The 20,999-nt window shown below is 44.9% G+C and carries 18 protein-coding genes and 1 pseudogene; 11 read left to right on the plus strand and 8 right to left on the minus strand.

Features of this window, described 5'->3' with window-relative positions; translation table 11 throughout:
- Window positions 1–224 precede the first annotated feature (224 nt).
- Window positions 225–860 (plus strand): imidazole glycerol phosphate synthase subunit HisH, encoded by a 636-nt coding sequence (gene hisH, locus QUA01_RS09495; RefSeq protein ID WP_333089342.1) that lies wholly within the window; start codon window positions 225–227, stop codon window positions 858–860.
- Between the two features lie 70 nt (window positions 861–930).
- On the opposite strand, the gene glgX is transcribed toward hisH, so the two are convergent.
- The 3 genes from glgX to QUA01_RS09510 all read right to left on the minus strand — a co-directional run bounded on the left by glgX (window position 931) and on the right by QUA01_RS09510 (window position 5,833).
- Window positions 931–3,129 carry a glycogen debranching protein GlgX gene (gene glgX, locus QUA01_RS09500; RefSeq protein ID WP_333089341.1) on the minus strand — a complete coding sequence of 733 codons (2,199 nt, stop codon included), beginning with the start codon at window positions 3,127–3,129 and terminating at the stop codon, window positions 931–933.
- Between the two features lie 214 nt (window positions 3,130–3,343).
- Window positions 3,344–5,167, minus strand: a complete 1,824-nt coding sequence (gene treZ / locus QUA01_RS09505) for a malto-oligosyltrehalose trehalohydrolase (RefSeq protein WP_333089520.1) — start codon at window positions 5,165–5,167, stop codon at window positions 3,344–3,346.
- A 492-nt stretch (window positions 5,168–5,659) separates the two neighbouring features.
- Window positions 5,660–5,833, minus strand: coding sequence for a hypothetical protein (locus QUA01_RS09510; RefSeq protein ID WP_333089338.1), 174 nt, complete (start codon window positions 5,831–5,833; stop codon window positions 5,660–5,662).
- 169 nt (window positions 5,834–6,002) lie between these two features.
- Here QUA01_RS09510 and rsmD point away from each other — a divergent pair, with 169 nt between their 5' ends.
- The 7 genes from rsmD to hpsP all read left to right on the plus strand — a co-directional run bounded on the left by rsmD (window position 6,003) and on the right by hpsP (window position 12,838).
- Entirely contained in the window at window positions 6,003–6,545 is a 543-nt protein-coding gene (rsmD, locus tag QUA01_RS09515) for a 16S rRNA (guanine(966)-N(2))-methyltransferase RsmD (RefSeq protein ID WP_333089336.1), read from the plus strand.
- 295 nt (window positions 6,546–6,840) lie between these two features.
- Window positions 6,841–8,301: a phosphoglucosamine mutase gene (gene glmM / locus QUA01_RS09520; protein ID WP_333089518.1), complete on the plus strand. Its 1,461-nt coding sequence runs from the start codon at window positions 6,841–6,843 to the stop codon at window positions 8,299–8,301.
- Window positions 8,302–8,525: 224 nt separating this feature from the next.
- Window positions 8,526–9,494 carry a hormogonium polysaccharide biosynthesis glycosyltransferase HpsN gene (gene hpsN / locus QUA01_RS09525; protein WP_333089335.1) on the plus strand — a complete coding sequence of 323 codons (969 nt, stop codon included), beginning with the start codon at window positions 8,526–8,528 and terminating at the stop codon, window positions 9,492–9,494.
- Window positions 9,495–9,657: 163 nt separating this feature from the next.
- Window positions 9,658–10,827: a hormogonium polysaccharide biosynthesis glycosyltransferase HpsO gene (gene hpsO / locus QUA01_RS09530; RefSeq protein ID WP_333089334.1), complete on the plus strand. Its 1,170-nt coding sequence runs from the start codon at window positions 9,658–9,660 to the stop codon at window positions 10,825–10,827.
- A 186-nt stretch (window positions 10,828–11,013) separates the two neighbouring features.
- Complete coding sequence (locus QUA01_RS09535) at window positions 11,014–11,361, plus strand: hypothetical protein (protein ID WP_333114660.1); 348 nt, start codon at window positions 11,014–11,016, stop codon at window positions 11,359–11,361.
- Window positions 11,358–11,537, plus strand: coding sequence for a hypothetical protein (locus QUA01_RS09540; protein WP_194008849.1), 180 nt, complete (start codon window positions 11,358–11,360; stop codon window positions 11,535–11,537). The genes QUA01_RS09535 and QUA01_RS09540 overlap by 4 nt, the downstream gene beginning before the upstream one ends.
- Before the next feature lie 47 nt (window positions 11,538–11,584).
- Complete coding sequence (gene hpsP / locus QUA01_RS09545; RefSeq protein WP_333089331.1) at window positions 11,585–12,838, plus strand: hormogonium polysaccharide biosynthesis glycosyltransferase HpsP; 1,254 nt, start codon at window positions 11,585–11,587, stop codon at window positions 12,836–12,838.
- A gap of 157 nt (window positions 12,839–12,995) precedes the next feature.
- Here the strand turns inward: hpsP and QUA01_RS09550 are convergent, their stop codons facing one another.
- The 4 genes from QUA01_RS09550 to QUA01_RS09565 all read right to left on the minus strand — a co-directional run bounded on the left by QUA01_RS09550 (window position 12,996) and on the right by QUA01_RS09565 (window position 17,629).
- Window positions 12,996–14,960: a TerD family protein gene (locus QUA01_RS09550; protein WP_333089330.1), complete on the minus strand. Its 1,965-nt coding sequence runs from the start codon at window positions 14,958–14,960 to the stop codon at window positions 12,996–12,998.
- 240 nt (window positions 14,961–15,200) lie between these two features.
- On the minus strand, window positions 15,201–15,761 hold the full coding sequence (locus tag QUA01_RS09555; protein WP_333089328.1) for a TerD family protein: 561 nt from the start codon (window positions 15,759–15,761) through the stop codon (window positions 15,201–15,203).
- A gap of 233 nt (window positions 15,762–15,994) precedes the next feature.
- Window positions 15,995–16,420 carry a DUF4359 domain-containing protein gene (locus QUA01_RS09560; protein ID WP_333089327.1) on the minus strand — a complete coding sequence of 142 codons (426 nt, stop codon included), beginning with the start codon at window positions 16,418–16,420 and terminating at the stop codon, window positions 15,995–15,997.
- Window positions 16,421–16,663: 243 nt separating this feature from the next.
- Window positions 16,664–17,629, minus strand: a complete 966-nt coding sequence (locus tag QUA01_RS09565) for a M48 family metallopeptidase (RefSeq protein WP_333089326.1) — start codon at window positions 17,627–17,629, stop codon at window positions 16,664–16,666.
- Between the two features lie 245 nt (window positions 17,630–17,874).
- On the opposite strand from QUA01_RS09565, the gene QUA01_RS09570 reads away from it, so the two are divergent.
- From QUA01_RS09570 to QUA01_RS09580, 3 genes and pseudogenes are all read left to right on the plus strand, one after another.
- On the plus strand, window positions 17,875–18,426 hold the full coding sequence (locus QUA01_RS09570; protein WP_333089325.1) for a 1,2-dihydroxy-3-keto-5-methylthiopentene dioxygenase: 552 nt from the start codon (window positions 17,875–17,877) through the stop codon (window positions 18,424–18,426).
- 2 nt (window positions 18,427–18,428) lie between these two features.
- Window positions 18,429–18,845 (plus strand): annotated as a pseudogene (locus QUA01_RS09575) (XisH family protein).
- On the plus strand, window positions 18,833–19,171 hold the full coding sequence (locus QUA01_RS09580; RefSeq protein ID WP_333089323.1) for a XisI protein: 339 nt from the start codon (window positions 18,833–18,835) through the stop codon (window positions 19,169–19,171). Before QUA01_RS09575 ends, QUA01_RS09580 begins: the two are co-directional and overlap by 13 nt.
- An 8-nt stretch (window positions 19,172–19,179) precedes the next feature.
- On the opposite strand, the gene QUA01_RS09585 is transcribed toward QUA01_RS09580, so the two are convergent.
- The gene (locus tag QUA01_RS09585; protein WP_333089322.1) at window positions 19,180–20,796 is read right to left on the minus strand and encodes an NAD(P)/FAD-dependent oxidoreductase; all 1,617 of its coding nucleotides are present in this window, start codon (window positions 20,794–20,796) and stop codon (window positions 19,180–19,182) included.
- Window positions 20,797–20,999 lie beyond the last annotated feature (203 nt).

Below are 20,999 nucleotides of genomic sequence, written 5' to 3' on the forward strand. Positions count from 1 at the left end.
CTAATGACTAATGACTAATGACTACTGACTAATGACTACTGACTAATGACTAATGACTAATGACTAATGACTAATGACTACTGACTACTGACTACTGACTACTGACTACTGACTACTGACTACTGACTACTGACTACTGACTACTGACTACTAACTACTAACTACTAACTACTGACGTTTTGTGCAATAATACTAAAAATTGATCATATAAGGCAAGTAAGTCAATGTCTGTCATCGCAGTAGTAGACTATGACATGGGCAATCTGCACTCGGTCTGTAAAGGCTTGGAAAATGTGGGCGCAGTGCCAAAAATTACGGATTCTCCTGCTGCAATCGAGCAGGCTGATGCGGTGGTTTTGCCGGGAGTTGGTTCCTTTGACCCGGCAATGCAGAATTTGCGATCGCGCAATTTGATAGAACCGATAACAAATGCGATCGCCTCTGGAAAGCCTTTTTTAGGCATTTGTTTGGGCTTGCAAATGCTGTTTGACAGTTCCGAAGAAGGTACAGAAGCAGGATTGGGAATTATTGCCGGAAAAGTGCGCCGATTTCGCTCGGAACCGGGGTTAACCATTCCGCACATGGGATGGAATCAGTTAGAATTTACTCAGCCAAATTTGCCGCTGTGGCACAATCTTTCATCTCAACCTTGGGTGTATTTAGTGCATTCCTATTATGTCGATCCGGTGGACTCAACAGTCAAAGCTGCATTGGTGACGCACGGAAGTCAGACGGTGACGGCGGCCATAGCTAAAGACAATCTGATGGCCGTACAATTTCACCCGGAAAAGTCTTCAAGCACGGGATTGCAAATGCTCTCAAATTTTGTGAATCAAGTGAGAACAAAAGTAGCCGCTTAGAGTCAATTAAAAACCCGATTTCTTCAAGAAACCGGGTTTTTAATAAATCAGCTATGTTCGATCGCCAATCTTATTTGAGACACTTTAAAATCACCACCGATCGCGCCGTCACCGGAACAGCTTTCCCCTTTGCATAAATTCGCCCTTGAGATTCCACAAATTTCGGTTCAGCAGTGTCAAGCACAGCAATCCACTGCAAACTTTGAAAGCGAGGGGGAATCACAAAATCCAGCGTCTCCCAATAAGCATTGAAAAACAACAGAAAACTATCGTCGATAATCCGTTCGCCGCGAGCATTTGGCGTAGCAAGTTGTTCGCCGTTGAGGAAAATGCCGATCGCCTTAGCATATCCCACTTGCCACTGTTCGTCAGTCATTTCCCCGCCATCGGGGTTAAACCAAGCAATATCGCTAACTTGAGAACCGTGAATGGCGCGCCCTTGGAACCACTTACGCCGGCGGAATACCGGATGTTCGCGCCGCAAGCGGGTTAACTCGCGGGTAAATTCGAGTTGATCGGCGTTTTTGAACTGCAATCCCCAATCCACCCACGAGATTTCATTGTCCTGACAGTAAGCGTTGTTATTGCCTCCTTGACTTCGCCCCATTTCGTCTCCCGCCACCAGCATCGGCACCCCTTGGGACAGCAGTAACGAAGTTAAAAAATTCCGCTTTTGGCGTTCTCGCAACGCCTGCACTTCGGGATCCTCAGTTTCCCCGTCCCCAGCACAGGGGTCTGGCGGAGGTGGATATTCTCCCTCTCCTAGCGCTTCGGTATATGGGAATTCCACCATCGTGCAGTTCCAAGACTGATTGTGGTTTTCCCCGTCGCGACTGTCTTCACCGTTAGCTTCGTTGTGTTTTTGGTTGTAGCTGACCAAATCGTGCAGGGTAAACCCGTCGTGGGCAGTGATAAAGTTGATGCTGGCGTGGGGTCGCCGTCCGTTACTTTCGTACAAATCGGAACTTCCGGTAAAGCTGTAGGCAAACTGAGAGAGAGTTTCATCGGTTCCCCGCCAAAAGTCGCGCATGGTATCGCGGTAGCGACCGTTCCACTCCGACCACAGCAAGGGGAATTTTCCGACTTGATAGCCGCCTTCGCCGATGTCCCAAGGTTCGGCGATTAACTTGACATCGCACAAAACTGGGTCTTGGTGGATGATATCGAAAAAGGCAGCAAAAGTATCGACGCGATCGGTTTCCCGCGCTAAAACCGTCGCCAAATCGAAGCGGAACCCATCGACGTGCATCTCCAACACCCAATACCGCAAGCTGTCCATAATCAGCTTCAATACTTGGGGATGGAAGACGTTGAGGGAGTTGCCGCAGCCGCTGTAATCCATGTAGTAGCGGGGATTCTCTTTCACGAGGCGGTAGTAAACGGCGTTATCGATGCCTCGAAACGAGATGGTCGGGCCCATGTGGTTGCCCTCTCCGGTGTGGTTGTAGACCACATCGAGAATCACCTCAATGCCCGCAGCGTGCAGGGCTTTGACCATTTCCTTAAATTCATTCACCTGTTCGCCGGTGTCGCCGCTGGCGCTGTAGCTGGAGTAAGGTGCGAAATAGTTAATCGAGTCGTAGCCCCAGTAGTTCCGCAGTCCCTTGGCATCCAGAAATCCGGGACAGCCGATGAAGTGGTGGACGGGGAGGAGTTCGACGGCGGTAATCCCCAAGGATTTCAGGTGGTCGATGGCGGCGGGATGGGCGAGTCCGGCGTAGGTTCCCCGCAAGGGTTCGGGAATGTCGGGATGCAGTTGAGTAAAGCCTTTGACGTGCATCTCGTAGATGATGGTTTTGTGCCAAGCCAGTTGTGGGTGAGTGTCGCCTTCCCAGTCGAAGGATTCATCGATGACAACGGCTTTGGGGATTAAATGAGAATCGTCTAATGCGCTGTAGGATAAGTCTTCGGCTTCGTCGTCCCAGTCATAGCCGAAGAGTTCCCGTCCGTGATCCACATCTCCGGCGATGGCTTTTGCGTAGGGGTCGATCAGCAGTTTGGCGGGGTTGAACCGATGTCCGGCTGAGGGTTCGTAGGGGCCGCGGACGCGAAACCCGTACAATTGACCGGGTTTGATGCCGGGAATGTAGCAGTGCCAAATGAAGTTGTAGACTTCAGTCAGCGGGACTCGGGTTTCCCACCCTTTTTCGTCGAACAAGCACAATTCGACTGCTGTGGCATTTTCGGAAAATAGGGCAAAATTAGTGCCTTTACCGTCCCATGTTGAACCCAAGGGATAGGGTTTACCGGGCCAAAGTTTTAAATCCATAGAACCTAGAGTGGTAATTTTATTTAAGTTGAACAATCAATCATTAGACTTGTAGCAAAAAGCCTTTCCTATCATGTTCGATCGATTACCATCACAAAAACCGCTTTTGGGCGGACGGTCGTCCGCACGCGCGATCCTTGCTGATTGCGATCGATCGAACATGATATCAATGGTAGGCAAGATGCCTGCTGTTTACAGACTTTTTAGGAGAAAACTATTCAACTTGATATAGAATAAAGCTTTGATGCCGAAGGCTGACCTCGGCTTGGCCTGTAAGTTTTTCGGGCAAAGTCGAACCGTCCCCCATCCACTGAGGGTCGGATGAGTCTAAGACTTTTTGCCAGTTTCCTTCTGGTAGTACAAGTTTAGTTTTTTGTGTGGTATCGCTGAAATTAAAGATTGCTAAGACTTCACTGTCGTCAACGCTTCTGATGAGGGTAATGATTTTTTCACCGTCAAAACTGTTAATATCAATGCTTTGGCGATCGCGACACTTCAAGGCAGGAATTTCTTGGCGAAGTTTGATCAGAGTTCGATACAACTCTAACAACACTTTATGCTTGCCTTCGCGCCGTTTTTTCCAGTTAAGCTTTGATTGCAAAAATGTTGTCTTGTCTTGTACGTCCGGCGGTTCTCCTGTGTGGTGAAATTCTTTGAACTCGGCCTTTCTTCCCTGGCGCACCGACTCAACTAAATCTGGATCGCCGTGGCTGACAAAATACAGAAATGGTGCTTCTTCACCGTACTCTTCCCCCATAAATAATAAAGGAATGTAAGGAGAAAGCAATACCGTAGCTGCTGCCAATTTTAGTGCTTCAAACGAGACCAAATGTGCCAGCCGTTCGCCTAACATTCTGTTGCCCACTTGGTCGTGATTTTGGCAACAAACGACGAATTGATCCGGGTCGAAATTGCCCGCCGGACTGCCGTGGTAGCGCTGTCTAAATTCCGAATACTCTCCTGCATAAGCAAATCCTTCTTGCAAGACTTTCACTAAGGTTCTGAACTCGCGAAAATCTTGGTAATAACCTAGGTCTTCCTTGGTAATGAGGCTGTGCAAACAGTGGTGAAAATCATCGCACCATTGGGCATTGATATCGTAGCCGCCTTTGCTGGGAGGATTGATAATCCGAACGTCGTTGAGGTCGCTTTCAGCAATTAAGTAAAACGATCGCCCTTGCTGTTGGGACAATTCTCCGGTTTTTTCGGCTAACTCGGCTAAAAAGTGCTTGGCGGAGAAGTCGTAAATCGCGTGAATGGCATCTAACCTCAGCGCATCAATGTGACAATCCCGAAACCAGTAGAGGGCATTTTCGATAAAGAAATTGCGAACGCCATAGCTACCAGCATCATCAAAGTTGAGGGCGTTTCCCCAAGGGGTACGATATTTATCGGTAAAGTAGGGGGCAAAATTCGAGGTATAGTTGCCTTCGGGGCCTAGGTGATTGTAGACGACATCTAGGACAACGGCTAAGCCTTTTTGGTGGCAAGCATCGACTAGGGTTTTCAAGCCGTTAACGCCGCCGTAGGAGGATTGAACGGCAAAGGGATATACGCCATCGTAGCCCCAATTGCGATCGCCCGGAAACTGCGCCACGGGCATAATTTCGATCGCGTTAACTCCCAATTCTTTCAAGTCATCGAGACGGTCAATCATTGCCTCGAATGTTCCTTCTTCGGTAAACGCGCCTACGTGTACCTCGTACATGATATAGTCTGCCAGAGCAATCCCTTGCCAGTCGGCATCGTTCCAAACAAATGCACTTTGATCGACTACTTCTGAGGGGTTGTGAACGCCTTCGGGTTGACTATAGGATGCTGGATCTGGTAGCGTTGTCTTTCCATCTAGTTGATAGGTATAAAGCGTACCTGGAGACACCCCTTGGGCTGTGACAGTCCAATATCCTCTCCGTTTTTTTTGCATGGAGATTAGTTGTGGTTCGGGTGCTGTGATTTGGACTGCTACATCTTGTAACAAGGGTGCCCATAGCGTAAATTCACAGCGATTATTGCCCAGATACGTTGCGCCAATTCTCATATTTACTGATTGATTCCATGTAACATCATATTTTTGCTCCAATTTAACGATTCTATTTTTTTTATCAACTATTCGATCGTTTTTTGGATGCCAGCCGCAGGCGTTATCCTCGAAGTATGTTTCAACATCGGGCTTGTCTATCCCAATTTGCTTCGATTTTTCAGACATTCCCTGCTGGCTTGACAGAAGTATAACAGTAAGCTGGCTGTTTGCCAAGCGATAGTCGATATTATCCCCTCTCTCAAGAGAGCTTTATCACTTCAAAAAACCCTTGATTAGAGCGAGTTTCAGCCAATTTGAGATGGGACATTAGCTTTTTTCCAGCCATTATTTTATTTTTTAGTTGGATACATCATAGGTTGAGCGACAGGAGCATCTGCCAAATGTATGATATTTGACAGACAAAATGGCGATCGTCATTTATAATTACCGACGGCCAGGGAGCATCAAGCCAGCTTTTATATCGTTTCCGATAGCATCGAAATCACATATTTAAATCATTGATAGTGAGGTCGCGCTGGCGAAGTCGATCGCCAGCGCGACGGCACTATATAATTCCGATGCTACGGGATTTGATATTATAGGGCATCCCCGCTGGCGATCGATCGCAGAATCGGTTTCGGGCGATCGCGAGTATTGTACAGCTAGCGATCGAGACGCTGGCACTCTTAATGCTTTCGGGAGATATTCCCCAATTTATGCAGATATTTTGGGCCGGGGCGAACTCGCCAAAGCACTCAAAGAAATGCTGCTAAGTCGGAGATGCAGCCTTGCATTCCAACTTAGTTTGGCGAATCAAATTAATTATAAAATAGTGTGACAAATTGGGTGTTAAATGAGCTTGAGAATCTGCGGCAACCGCCAAATCAAAACTCTGCCGGGACTAGCCACTCGTCCTACGCCTTCGCGAGTCAGAGAAGCTTTGTTTAATATTTGGCAGGGGACGATCGCAGGTTGCAGATGGCTTGACATTTGTACCGGCAGCGGCTCGATGGGCGCAGAAGCTTTGTGTCGGGGGGCGGCTAGTGTTACTGGCATCGAACAGTCGGCGAAAGCTTGTGCGATTATTCATGAAAACTGGGAGAAAGTAGCAGGCTCTTCCCAAACATTCCAAATCCTGCGGGGAAACGCGATGGTAAAATTGGGGGCGCTGGGAGGACAGCAGTTCGATCGCGTTTACTTCGATCCGCCCTACGCCAGCGACTTGTACGAACCTCTGTTAAACAAGCTCGCCAGCCAAGAAATGCTAGCACCTGATGGCGAAATTGCGATCGAACACAGCCCCGATCGATCGACACAACCGATTCCCGGCCTAGAAATTTGCCGACAAAAAATATACGGCAATACAGCATTAACTTTCTATGCCCGCAGTGGCTGACCAGCTCAAACGGCATCAGCATCATAATATCAAATCCCGCCCAGATCCGAACGATCGCGCAGTGCGATCGTCCCGAATAGCGGTCTCAACCATCCTGCAAGCGCCTGCAGATCGTAAAATTTAGCCCTTGAGTCCGATACAAATTTTTCCCGAAAAGTTAAACTTTGTGCGTAGGTTGACAGGGTACGTTACCTGATAAATCCCCGAAATAAATCGAGTTTACGCTGAAAATAAAGACTTTCAGTTGTAACATGAACTGCAAAGTGTGAGTGTGAATATTCCTAAAGGAGTGAATATGGTTCAGACACCTTCGCGCCATCGCGGCAGCGAGTTTCCGGCTGTTAATTCAGCAAGCCCAGTCAAACGCGATACGATTCTGCTGGGAGATAGCGCCCCGCTGCCAAATACAAAACTCTTCGGCACAGACGGCATTCGCGGGAAAGTGGGAGAATTGCTGACTGCATCCCTAGCGCTGCAAATTGGCTTCTGGGCTGGGCAAGTTCTCCGCCAAAATGCCCCCAACCAGGGCCATGTGATGTTGGGGCAAGACAGCAGGAATTCTAGCGATATGCTGGCAATGGCGCTGTCTGCGGGTTTGACAGCGGCCGGTTTAGAAGTGTGGAATTTGGGCTTGTGTCCGACTCCCTGCGTTGCTTATCTGGCAAGCATTTCGGATTCTGTCGGCGGTGTGATGATTTCGGCTTCTCACAATCCCCCTGAAGATAACGGGATTAAGTTTTTTGGCTCAAACGGCTCTAAGCTGTCGCAACAGTTGCAGGAACAAATCGAAGCGGGAATCCGGGGGGCTAAGGTTCCGGTTGCTAGTTTTGCTTTGGGACACCACTACCACCGCCAGGAGTTGGTGAAAGATTATGCTGCTTCTCTCTCTGATTCGCTGCAAGAGATGAATTTGTCGGGAATGCGGGTGGTTTTGGATTTGGCTTGGGGGGCGGCGGCTGGTTTGGCACCGGCGGTATTTGAGAAAATGGGGGCGGATGTTATCTGTTTGCACGACTCTCCTGATGGCGATCGCATTAATGTTAACTGCGGTTCTACTCATCTCGAAAGTTTGCAAGCGGCGGTTTTGGAACACAATGCCGATGTGGGATTTGCTTTTGATGGCGATGCCGATCGAGTTTTGGGTGTTGACAACAAAGGTCGATCGATTGACGGCGATTACATTCTTTATCTGTGGGGTCGGCAGTTGCGCGCCTCCGAACAGTTACCGTCCAATTTAATTATTTCTACTGTAATGGCTAACCTCGGCTTCGAGCGAGCTTGGGAAAAATTAGGAGGAAAACTAACTAGAACGAACGTGGGAGATCAGCACGTTCACGCTGAAATGCAGCGCACCGGTGCGATGTTGGGCGGCGAACAGTCGGGACACATTCTTTGTCCGCATTTTGGTATTAGTGGCGATGGTTTGCTCACAGCTTTGCACATAGCTTCGCTGGTGCGCCAATCCGGGGAATCTTTAGCGCAATTGGTCAGCGGCAGTTTCCAAACTTATCCGCAGTTGCTGGTAAATGTGCGGGTGGACGATCGGGAAAAACGCCTAAAATGGCACGAGTGCGAAATTTTGCAAGGGGCGATCGTCCGTGCTAAAACTGCAATGGGAGAACAGGGACGAATTTTGGTTCGCGCTTCTGGCACTGAACCGCTGATCCGAGTTATGGTAGAAGCTGCCAGCGCCGAATTGGCTAATTTCTGGACTGATAATTTGGTGTTGGCAGTTCAGAAATACCAATCTCTTTGATCTGAAGGAAGAAGGAAGAAGGAAGAGGGAAGAAGGAAGAAGGAAGAGGGAAGAAGGAAGAGGGAAGAAGGAAGAGGGAAGAAGGAAAATTATAGAGATTCAGTCTCTTGGTTTAAAACTAATTTCTGATCCTGCTTTGATATTCCTGCTTTGATATTCCTTCTTCCTTCTTCTTCAAATCTCAAATCTCAAGTTTCAAATTGAATACTTTGGCGGCAAGTGCCATGATGATTTCTGTTGTGATACCTACCTACAATCGCGAGCAACCTTTGCGAGAGACACTGGCTGATGCGATTCGGCAAAATTACGATAATTTTGAAGTGCTGGTAATCGATCAAACTCGCACCCATGAATTGGAAACTCAAGTTTATTTGAACGAATTGGCAAATGCGGGAAAAATTAGGTGGTTTCGGGTAGATTGGGCGAGTTTACCAGGTGCTCGAAATTATGCAGTGCGGCGCGCTGTTGGAGAAGTTATTTTATTTATTGATGATGATGTACAATTGCCAGATGGTTTTTTGGCGGCTCACGCTGGCAATTATTTACAAAAACCTGATGTGGGATGTGTGGCGGGCAGGGTTTTTGACAGAATGAAACTGGATAATTCTATCAGCGGTTTGGCGATCGAATATTTGCCTCCAGAAGCGATGGATGCAGCCGTTGCTTGGTATTTTATCGATTTGGTGCATACGGTACAACCGCAGCAGGTGCTCTCGGCTAGAGGCTGCAATATGTCGTTTCGCCGGCGGATTTTTGCTGAGTGGGGTTTGACTTTTGATGAGCGGTTTGCGGGGAGTGCTGTGCGAGAGGAGTCGGATTTTTGTTTGAGATTGCGATCGACTAACATGAAAATTTGGTACGATCCCAATGCTTGTTTAGTTCACTTAGGGGAGGAGAGCGGCGGATGTCATGATGTCAGTACGCGATCGATCGAATATCAAATCACATTTTATCACAACCACTTCCTGATGGGATTGAAAAATTTAACAGCCTTTCAATGCCTGCAATTTTTCGCCAAACTCTTTGACTGCCAAGTTTTGGGAAATCCGCCTTGCCATAAAAGCCGATCGCCTCTTAAAATATTTCTGAGACTTACTTTTTATCTCCTCGGCTTGATTAGCGCCATCAAGACATTAATTCAGTCCCTCTGGAACGACGGACAAATTTACACCCATCAAGACAAAAAAGCTTAATGATCTCATTGCGAATGCAGCGCAGTGAATTGAAGCAATCGCAGAGGCTGCAGGTAGCAAGATCCTTCTCAATCAATAACTAACATAAATTTTCAACACCTATTCTTTTCTCTTCCTTCTTCCTTCTTCCCTCTTCCTTTTTCCTTCTTCCCTCTTCCAAAAAATGAGAATTCTGGTCGCCAGTCACACATATATAGTTGACATTAATCGCGAAAAATTCAAAATATTAGCCAACCTGGAACCCGATATTGAAGTAACAGTTATAGTACCGCGACGCTGGAAACCTGGAGGCGTACAAAATAAAATCATCAAAACCGGATTCTCTCAACAAGGTTCATTTAAAGTAGTTCCCGTCTCCAATTACAGCCAAAACAATCAAGGATTACTAACGTTTGGCCCAGATTTAATTAAAATATTACACGAATTTAGACCGCAGATTATCCAAGTCGAACAAGGATCAAAGTCCCTAGCCTGCGCTCAGCTAATCTTACTAAATAAATTACTAAAGTTGCAAGCAAAAAATATATTATTTACCTGGTGGAATCTGCCTTATAAATTGAACTGGCCCGTTTCAGCCTTAGAAAATTACAATCTCAATCACACCGACGGAATTATTGCAGGGAACCTAGACGGAGCGAAAATTTTGCGCGATAGAGGCTATCAAGGTGCGGTGAAAGTAATGCCGCAACTCGGAGTAGATGAAACTTTATTTCTACCGACTGCTAAAAATGCTGATTTATTAAAAAAATTAGGCGTTGAACCGACAGATTTTGTGGTAGGATTTGTCGGTAGATTTGTTGAAGAAAAAGGATTGTTGACTTTGGCTGAAGCCTTGGCAGGGTTGAAAAAAAACTCTTGGAAGTGGCTGTTAGTAGGACAAGGAAAATTGCAGGCGCATCTCGCAGAAAAATCTAGAGAATGGGGAATTAGCGATCGCATAATCTGGGTAGAAAGCGTTTCTCACGAAAGAATCCCCCCCTATATTAACTTAATGAACTGTTTGGTATTACCATCGCAAACGAGCTATAAATTCAAAACTTTAACTACTGTGGGTTGGAAAGAACAATTCGGCCATGTTTTAATTGAAGCGATGGCTTGTAAAATTCCCGTTATCGGTTCCGACTGCGGGGAAATTCCCCACGTCATCGGATCTGCAGGGTTAGTCTTCCCGGAGGGAAATGCGGGGATTTTGCGAGATTGTTTGCAGCAATTGATGGAGCGGCGGGAGTTTGCTGCTGATTTGGGCGATCGGGGTTATCATAGAGCGATGAGCCATTATACAAATAAAGCCTTAGCTGAACAGTTATTAGATTTTTACAAAGAATTTTCCTAGCGATCGTAACTTTTAAGCAAATCCACCTAATTAAACGTAAAATACAGATCGAGTCGCGCTGAAGCTAGATGTATATGTATTATTCCTGCTATAGCAACGATAACTCAAGCCTTCTTCCTTCTTCCTTCTTCCTTCTTCCTTCTAATTAGCAGTATAATTATGATTGTCAAATAAAAACTGTGGTAAATGTCTATTCCTTCCGACATACGACCTTTGGTTAACGAACTCTACCAGGTACTGAACGATACCGAGCGCCAAGCAACCCAGGGACTTTTTGCACTTAGAACAGCAATGTCTCTGTTTCCTGAAAATGAAATACTGATGCAATACTTTTCTTCGATCAGTAATTTTCAATTCTGCGTAGCAGGTACTCGTTTACAAGCAGAGAACATTGTGAGCAATATATTGCTGGCTGGTGTTCCTGACGAAGATGTTCAAAAAGCCGGAGATTATTTAGGAGCCTTGCTACATATGGCTCCAGAAGTTAAAATTATGATCGAACAAGTAATTGAAAAATTAGATGCATTGCCATGAAAAAATTACCCGATGAAAGCCTACTCCTAGAAATTCTTGAAATTGTCAAAGCCACTGAAGCCAAAGCCAGTGAAATGTATGAATTTTCTAAGCAAATATCTCACAATACCCAGATAAAAGCAACAAAGAGAGAGGAAGCTCAACAGCTACATGGCCAGCCTTTTCCAGATAATTAAATTTGTCATTGGAGAGGTTGGTATATTGATTTAAAAAACGATCCTCCATGCGAATTATCCAAATTATTCCCTCAATTTCCCTCGTCTACGGCGGCCCGAGTCAAATGGTATTGGAACTTTCTGCCGCCCTAGCTTCCCAAGGCGTTGATGTCACAATTATCACCACAGATTCTAATGGAGATATCGGTCAATCTCCCTTAGATGTGCCGTTAAATCAACCAATCAAGCAAAACGGTTATCAGATTATTTATTTCCGCTGTTATCCGTTTCGTAGATATAAGTTTTCACTCTCGTTATTGCAGTGGTTCAATCAAAATGTAAGGCAATTTGACCTCGCCCACATTCACGCTCTTTTCTCACCAGTAACTACTTTTGCTGCTAGAATTGCTAGAAATCGCCAGTTACCGTATATTATTCGTCCCTGCGGTATGCTCGATCCCGCAGATTTAGAGAAAAAAAAGTGCTTAAAACAGATTTATGCTGCACTTTTAGAACGTCCTAATTTAGCAGGTGCTGCTGCGATTCATTTCACTAGCAAGCGAGAAGCTAAAATTTCAGAAAGATTTGGTTTGGCTAGGCCAAGCGAGATAGCTATGTCACAAGATTTTATGTTACCAAATAAGACAAATAATATTGCTATTTCACAAAATTGTTTTCCACAAGATTTGGTGATTCCCTTGGGGGTGAAAGCAGCTTTTTATTCTGATTTATTGCGAATTATTCAAGCGCCAGTCGTATTATTTATGTCACGGATAGAACCCAAAAAAGGATTAGATGTGCTGATTCCTGCTCTAGAAAGTATTTTAGCGGACGGCATAAAGTTTAATTTTATTTTAGCAGGTTCCAATCCCCAAGATGCTGATTACGAAACAAAAATTAAACAACAAATACAAAATTCAAGTTTAGGAAAATTTACCACAATCACGGGTTTTGTTAGCGGTGATGCCAAACTTGCACTGTTGAGAAAGGCTGACTTATTTGTGTTACCTTCTTATTACGAAAACTTTGGCATTGCTGTTGCAGAAGCGATGGCTGCTGGTGTACCTGTTGCTATTTCCGATCGCGTACAGATTTCCGAAGACATTGAGCAAGCAGAGGCGGGCTGGGTTGCTCCTTTGGATGTAGGGGCGATCGCCAATTCAATTAAATCAGCACTTCTGAACCCACAGGAGTGCCAGCGCAGGGGATTAAATGGCAGGGAGTATGCCGAAAAGTATTATAACTGGGAACATCTCGCCCGACAAACCATCGATGCTTACCAGCACATTTTGTCATCTATAGAAGAAGGAAGAAGTCATTAGTCATTAGTCATTAGTCATTAGTGTTGTCCTCCCCCATCGAACGTCCAACGTCACCAGGAAGAGGGAAGAAGGAAGAAGCAATAAAATCAATCGTTTTAGCCATTAACAGCGTCCTAAGCGTCTTGTCGGTTGCTATATTAACTAATGCAATAGACGTTTATCTTTTACTTCTTCTCCTGCTGCGAGTTCTGGTGCTGCTGCTATCAGAATCTATTGGCGAGATTTTGGGCTTGCTGCTATTGCTGTCAATCTGAGTGGAGTTAGAGTTGGAAGGAGCGATCGCAGATTTTCTTCTAATTATAATCGGAACATTGACAGATCCACCGCAGCGCCGGCCCAAAGAGTCGATATTCCTTCGATAATCGCAGATTACAGCCGGTGCAGTCGGTTCTTGACACTCATTAATCATGCTTTTTGCTAATTGGTAATTGTTGCCGTCTCCCTGCTTTGAGAAAAGTTCTCCAGCTTGTTGAAAATCTGATACTGCTTGCGATTTAGTTCCCAACATACAGCGAATAGCGCCTCGTTCCAAATAAGCCAAACCATAATCAGGATTGACGCGAATAGCTTGTTCGTAATTCCCGATCGCCTTTTGCTTGTTTCCCAATTCATAGTATGCTTGACCGCGACCAAAATAAGCTTCTGCTAGGTTAGGATTGAATTGCAGCGCTCGATCGTAATTGTAAATTGCCTGCTGCTTGTTTCCCTGTTGTGAACTCGCAATTCCCAATCCGAGATAAGCTTGGGGTATGTTGGCATTCAGCCCTAAAGCTTGAGTAAAATTGGCGATCGCCCCAGGAACATCTCCCTTTTGAATTTTTAAAGAACCTTGGTTGCTGAAGTTGGTGGCTTTTTGAGCGATCGCCAGTCTTTGACTGATAACAGCGAGATTTTTTCGGTAATTAGATAACTTATTTTGAGCTAAATTATAGATAGGTGTACGCGATTCGATCGCTTCTAAAAGCCCGATCGCCTGTTGCCATTTACTTTGCGACTGATGCCAAACTTCTATTGGATGAGGCGGTTTTTGCACGAGCACAGCAGCTTCCAGCGCCAACTTTTGAGCTTTTTCTAGATTTTCTGCAGCCTGTAAATTTTGCTCGACAGCAACCAAATTCGGGCCTAACGTCAGCAAATCAATTCTCGCCTGTGGATATCCCAAGCCGGGGAAGTTAGGAATTTTTTCTAAATTCGCGATCGTTTCTTTAAGTCGTTTATCGAAACTTCTGAGTAGGTTGATATCGGTTGCTTGCGCTGCATTCTGCGTTTCAACGGTTAGTATTTTTGATTGCTTCAGCGTTTCATTTCCCGATCGCATAAAGGCGAGCGCGACTGCACCAGTCCCCAGCACCAAAACGCCTAAACTTGCCGCTAAAGCTAGCGGTATTTTGCGGTTTCGGGAATTAACTTGATGGTTAATTTGCGATCGCGGCGGGATTTCCGTCTCCCCGGAAGCTGCCGCTTCTGACTCCACTTCCAACTCCCAAGCCGGCAACTGCAAATCATCTGCTGCCATTTCCGGTGCCAACTCGTTAGTAATTGGAGCAGTATTATTGCTATTTTTGCTACAATACTTGTCAACAAAACTCTGCAATCCAGCTTGAGATCCTTGTCCTACCGCCTGAAATCTCCACTCTCCATTCTTTCTGTGCAAACGCCCGAATTCTACAGCAGTTTCTCGCGAAAAATTCTCTTTTAATTTATACCGAACAAGTTCGGTTCCCGTATCCACATTGCAAATTTTGATAAAAGCATTTGTGATATTACTAAAATCTGCCTTAATTTTATCTGCTTCGTGAATGGTGACAGCAAAAGTTATTTCCTCAATTTCAGGATTAACTTTTTCTAATATCAAGCCGTAAATAGTCTTGTTTTTTTGACTTGGGTTGTTTTGTGCAGGAATCGATTGCAGTAGCGAACCGTCACAGGATTGCAGATTATTGTAAAATATAAAATATTTATCGTTAGGCACTTTACCGTCAGAAGCTAGCATAAATGCAGAGACATCAATCTCGTAGCTTTGTCCTGCCTCTGTCAACTGCCAACCGAGGGCGATCGCCATTTTTTTCAAATCCGGCGCTTCTTGAGAAATATTAAATCTTTCACCCTTACTTAATTGCATTGCCATCTGCTTATTTATAAAAGATAAAAATTGATATCACTCACTTTAATATAAATTGGTGTCAAAATGTTTTATTTTTAATAAGACTTAATATTAACTTGCGTCTGATAGCAGGCCAGATTTAAAATATGTGCTTTTTGTGGCCGGATTTACGAAGATTTACTGACATATAATTCAATTAACTTGGGTTAAAGCCGATCGCCCCTAGCCTCGCTTAAGCGGAGCCATGTTATTTCTATTTCAGCTACAATACTTGTCAACAAAACTCTTTAATCCAGCTTGATATCCTTCTCCTACCGCCTGAAATCTCCACTCTCCATTCTTGCGATACAAGCGACCAAATTCTATAGCAGTTTCTCGCGTAAAATTCTCTTTTAATTCATACCGAACAAGTTCGATTCCCGTATCCAAATTAACAATCTTGACAAAAGAATTTATGATATTGCTAAAATTTGCATTAACTTTCTGTGCTTCGTGAATAGTGACAACAAAAGTTATTTCCACAATTTCAGGATTAACTTTTTCTAAGATAACGCCGTAAATAGTCTTATTTTCTTTACCTGGGTTGTTGTTTGCAGGAATCGATTGCAGTACCGAACCGTCAGAGGATTGCAGGTTATTGTAAAAAATAAAATATTGATCGTTAGGTATTTTACCGTCAGAACCTAGCATAAACGCAGAGACATCAATCTCGTAGCTTTGTCCTGCCTCTGTCACCTGCCAACCGAGGGCGATCGCCATTTTTTTCAAATCCGGCGCTTCTTGAGAGATATTAAATCTTTCACCCTTACTTAATTGCATGGCTATCTACTTATTGGTAAATAATAAAACTTTATATTGTTAATTTTATATTAAAATGACATCACAATTTATGATTTTTATTAAAATTTAATATTTGGCGTTTGATAGCGAGATCGATTAAAAATACGTGCTTGCTGTCTAGGAATTTATTGAAACTTACTTAGATATAATTACGCAAGTAAAAACCGGGTTTTCTAGAAAACCCGGTTTTGAGAATTGAACTTAATTTAATCCTAATTTTGAGCATTTTCAGAACTAGGTGGCAGGGTGACAAAATTACCGAAAGCTGCAACGGTTGGATAGGTTTTTTTGCCCACTTGAGTTTTGTAAATGCTGACAACGCCTAAGTTCTGACGTTCCGTTGTATTGTCGAGCAAGTGTTCGATCGAACTCCGTTGCGAAGTTAGCAAATTTTTGCAACTGCCGATCAGCGTCTCTGCAACGCCGCTCAACGCTTGAGGCACGCGAGAATCCTTACAGACAGTGTTTTCCAACTCGGTTTGGAGTACGCCGGAAGCATAAGTTAAATATTTGTCTCTAGGAGGATTTGTAAATGCCATACCGGCGGCTAACACGGTTAGGGCGATCGCCACTTTTCCGACATTACCGAAAAAATTAGAAGTTGGTTTGTGAGTATTCATTGGTTTATCAATAATCATTTTTTTCCTAGCCCGATTGAGTTAAAAGCTTATCTAGATTTAAACTACACCTTCTGTGAAACAGATTTCAGAAAGGAGAGGACAGTTTTTAGATTGGAGGCCAGTTGCGAGTAAGTCTCTCACTAGCCCGTCTTCCTTCTACTTTCCTCCCTCACCCAAATCCGGTAAATTTTCCCAGACTTACGCAAACAGTGGTGTAACGCGCTAATTGTAGCCACCAGGTGGTTGCGGCACACCCTAAAGTTATTTTTGCTGAGATTTTTGTCGATCGATCTCCCGCTGCAATTCTTCAATCTGACGGCGTAAAGCCTCCGTCTCGCTGTTAGATGTTTGGGATTTCACATCAACCGCACCCTCAGCTACAGCCCGCTTGTAGTTTCCCAGTTTGATTTGGCGGTATTCCTCGGAACTTGCCCAGTCTCGCAAATACCGCAGGCGTTCCACCGGGAAAGGGTGACTCAGCATCACGCCTTGGCCGCCGTTGTAAAGTAAAAATTTATACACTTGATTGAGATTGTCGCGATCGAGCTCTTGATAATTATCAGACTGGCGGATAAATTCTTGCAAACTGCATTGGTCAGCATATTTACTGCTAACTCCCGCAAGTTTCATCATCGTCTTCATCACGCTATTCAAATCATCAGTTACTAACAAAGCCGCCCGATCTGCGGATAATTCCGCCTTGCGCCGCCACTCATAAAAAGCGTAAATTAAACCGCTTCCGACCATATTTCCCAGCCCGAAAGTCATCTCGCCAATGGTCGAGGCGACGCTCATCGCCCACATCGCCATTTGATTTAAAATTGGATGGCCGCATTTTATGTGTCCCAACTCGTGAGCTAGCACTGCCTTGATTTCTGCCTCGTCCAATAAGTCTAAAAGACCCGTATTTAACACTATATAAGGCTGGTTTTTTCCGAGAGCATAGCTGTTAACGGCGGGATTTTGAGACACAAACAAACCCGGTTCTGGAAAAACATCTAAATCCTGCACGCACTCCCGAAATATGTGATAAATGCTGGCATACTGGCGCGGCCCGACTTGAATGCTATTTCCCATTAAGTAAACGAATTGCGGTCGTTCGTAGACAAATTCTACAAATTTGCTGGCAATTAAGTCAAATCCAGGTACGCTGCGTAACGCTTCTTCGGCTTGGCGATCGAGGGGATGCTGAAATGCTTCGCTAGAAATTCCAGTATAAGTAGGCATGGTTGTTGCAAAAGTTACATGAATAAAATCAGTATACTGAACCGCTGGCGGTACAGACGGACACCTGACTTTTTTGGGTTCTGATTAAATACTGACAAATTAATTGGAAAATTGTGTTGAGTCGATCGACCAAACTTGCGAACACCCACAAATCCTAAAATTAGCGTTAAAATTGTTTTTCTGCTACAAGGGCGATCGACCAATATCTTTCGCGGTCTGTGAATCAAAAATAAAAACGTGAAATAATGGCTATCCTGCAACTCGAAAACGGTACAACCTACACTCAATTAAGCGATATTGCGCGCGAACTCGCGCCTTTAAACATTCAACTCAACCGCTGGCCCGTGGGTGACAGCGCTGAAATTCTGGAATTGCTAGCGAAAGATGCTCTTGACGACAATCAAAAAGAGCAAATCCTGCAAGCCCTCGACGGCTACTTTCAGCAACTCAAGGAAACCGCAGGCTATCAAGAGCGCGACTTAATCGTACTGCACCCAGACATTCCCAACATCGACACCGTGCTGTCGAAATTCAATAAGTGCCACATCCACGCTGACGATGAAGTCCGCTATATCGTAGCAGGCGAGGGCATTTTTGGCTTCGTGCGGCCCGACGGTAGCCAAGTTGAACTTACGGTGCAGCCAGAAGAATTTATCAACGTACCGGCGAATACGGAACATTGGTTTTATTTGACTGCGGCCCGGAAAATTAAAGCAGTGCGCTATTTTACCACCACAGAAGGCTGGACGCCGGAATATACGGATACGGAAATTCGATCGGGCTTAGCTACTGTTTAAAGATGCCAGCTAAAGATAAGTTTCACGAACTCGTCAAGACTGCCCTCGAAAATCAGGGTTGGACAATTACCCATGACCCTTATCATATCGATCTGGGATTTGTTGATTTTTATATCGATCTCGGTGCAGAACAGTTATTAGCAGCGACAAAGGATAGTGAAAAAATTGCGGTTGAAATCAAAACGTTTTTGGCACCATCGACTATTTCAGAGTTTCATACCGCAGTGGGACAATTTATCAACTATCGGATTGCATTATAATTTGACGATCCAGATAGAATTCTTTACCTGGCAATTCCATTAGCTATTCACAAAAAAATTGTCAAATACTCATTTATTCAAACGGTAATTGAACGTAATCAAATTTCGCTTTTAGTTTATGATACCGAAAAAAAGGAGATTTCTCAATGGATAAAATAAGTTTGTATCGTCAACATATTCAGGAGTTGTTAACTGAACGGGCCCAGAGACGCTCGCCTCACGATCCAGTTGCTAGTGAGACGATTTTCGATCTAATTAGCGATCGCTATCAACTGGTTCATGTGGGTTGGAAAAACAGTAGCACTCGAATTTATGGCTGTATAATTCATGTAGATATTAAAGATGGGAAAATTTGGGTGCAGCATGACGGGACTGAAGAGGCGATCGCCAATCAATTAATAGCACGAGGTGTCCCCTCCCAGGAAATTGTGCTAGCCTATCATGCACCTGATGTCCGACAATACACCGAATTTGCAGTTGGTTGATCCCAGCCTCAAACTTTGTGGTTTTCTCGCAAAATACTCAAAGCAACCGCCTCCGCCACCTTAATCCCATCAATCCCCGCCGAAAGGATTCCACCCGCATATCCCGCACCTTCCCCAGCAGGATAAAGGCCTTCTGTATTCAAACTCTGATAATCTTCCCTGCGCTTAATCCGAATCGGCGAAGAAGTGCGCGTTTCCACCCCAGTTAAAACCGCATCATCCATCGCAAATCCTTTGATCTGTTTGTCAAAAGCCGGAAGCGCTTCGCGGATGGCTGCGATCGCAAAATCCGGCAAACTTTCGCTCAAATCAGTCATCACAACTCCCGGCGTATAAGAAGGCTGCACGCTTCCTAGCGCCGTGGAAGGGCGATTTGCCAAAAAATCACCCACAAGCTGCCCAGGGGCGTTGTAAGTGCCACCTCCTAACTCAAATGCCCGTTCTTCTAGACGACGCTGAAACTCAATTCCTGCTAAGGGATGACCGGGATAATCCTCCGGCGTGATACCCACCACAATCCCGCTGTTAGCATTGCGTTCGTTGCGAGAATATTGACTCATCCCGTTAGTCACAAGTCGCCCCGGTTCCGACGCAGCAGCCACTACCAAACCACCGGGACACATACAGAAACTGTAAACAGAACGGCCATTTTGGCAGTGGTGAACCAGTTTGTAATCGGCGGCGCCCAAAAGTTTGTGGGCCGCGCGATCGCCAAAACGACAGCGATCGATTAACTGCTGCGGATGTTCCACCCGAAAACCAATAGAAAAAGGTTTAGCCTCGATGTAAACACCGCGCGAAAATAACATTTCAAAAGTATCGCGGGCGCTGTGTCCCACCGCCAGAACTATATAATTACTAGCAATATATTCTCCACTGGCTAGGGTAATTCCCTGCACTTTGCCATGTTCGATATGGATATCTTCAACACGAGTTTGAAAACGAATTTCTCCGCCTAATGATTCAATTTTTGCCCGCATACTTTGGACAATTCCTACGAGCTTAAACGTACCAATATGCGGTTTATTAATATATAAAATTTCCGGTGAAGCTCCCGCATTCACAAGTTCCGTCAGTACCTTGCGCCCGTAATGCTGGGTATCTTTAACTTGGCTGTAGAGTTTGCCATCGGAAAAAGTACCCGCACCACCTTCGCCAAACTGAGCGTTAGATTCTGGGTTAAATTCGGTTTTTTTCTTCCAAAATCCAAAGGTGTCAACTGTGCGATCGCGCACTGCTTTTCCGCGTTCTAAAAGGATAGGGCGAAACCCCATTTGTGCCAGCATCAGACCTGCAAACATACCGCACGGCCCCGTACCAATCACAATGGGCCGAATCGTCAAATTGCTGGGGGCTTGCGCTACATAGCGATAACTCGTGTCTGGTGTTACCGTGACATGAGGATCTTTTTTGAAGCGTTGCAGATGTTGTTTTTCCTGTGTCGTTTCCACATCCACAATATAAACAAGGACGATTTCTGCTTTTTTGCGAGCATCGTAGCTGCGCTTGAAGATGGTATAGCTGAGCAATTCTTCGGGGGGGATTTGCAGCTTTTTGAGTATGGCGCTGGCGATCGCATCTTCAGGATGATCTAAGGGAAGTTTGATTTCGGTTATTCGTAACATATAGTAGTTGTCAGTTGTCAGTTGTCAGTTGTCAGTTGTCAGTTGAATAAAATCAGTCGAATAAAAGTATTTAGGAATTATGCACGGGTAGCTAAAAAGCGTTTTTTTCTTCCAAAACCCGGTTATGAGAGTCGGAGTGCGATCGCGAATTTTATTATAACTATTTGACTTGAGATAATTGCAGAAGCGTTATAATAAACAAA

The organism is Microcoleus sp. S36a_B3 (assembly GCF_036700745.1).
Taxonomy (GTDB): domain Bacteria; phylum Cyanobacteriota; class Cyanobacteriia; order Cyanobacteriales; family Microcoleaceae; genus Microcoleus.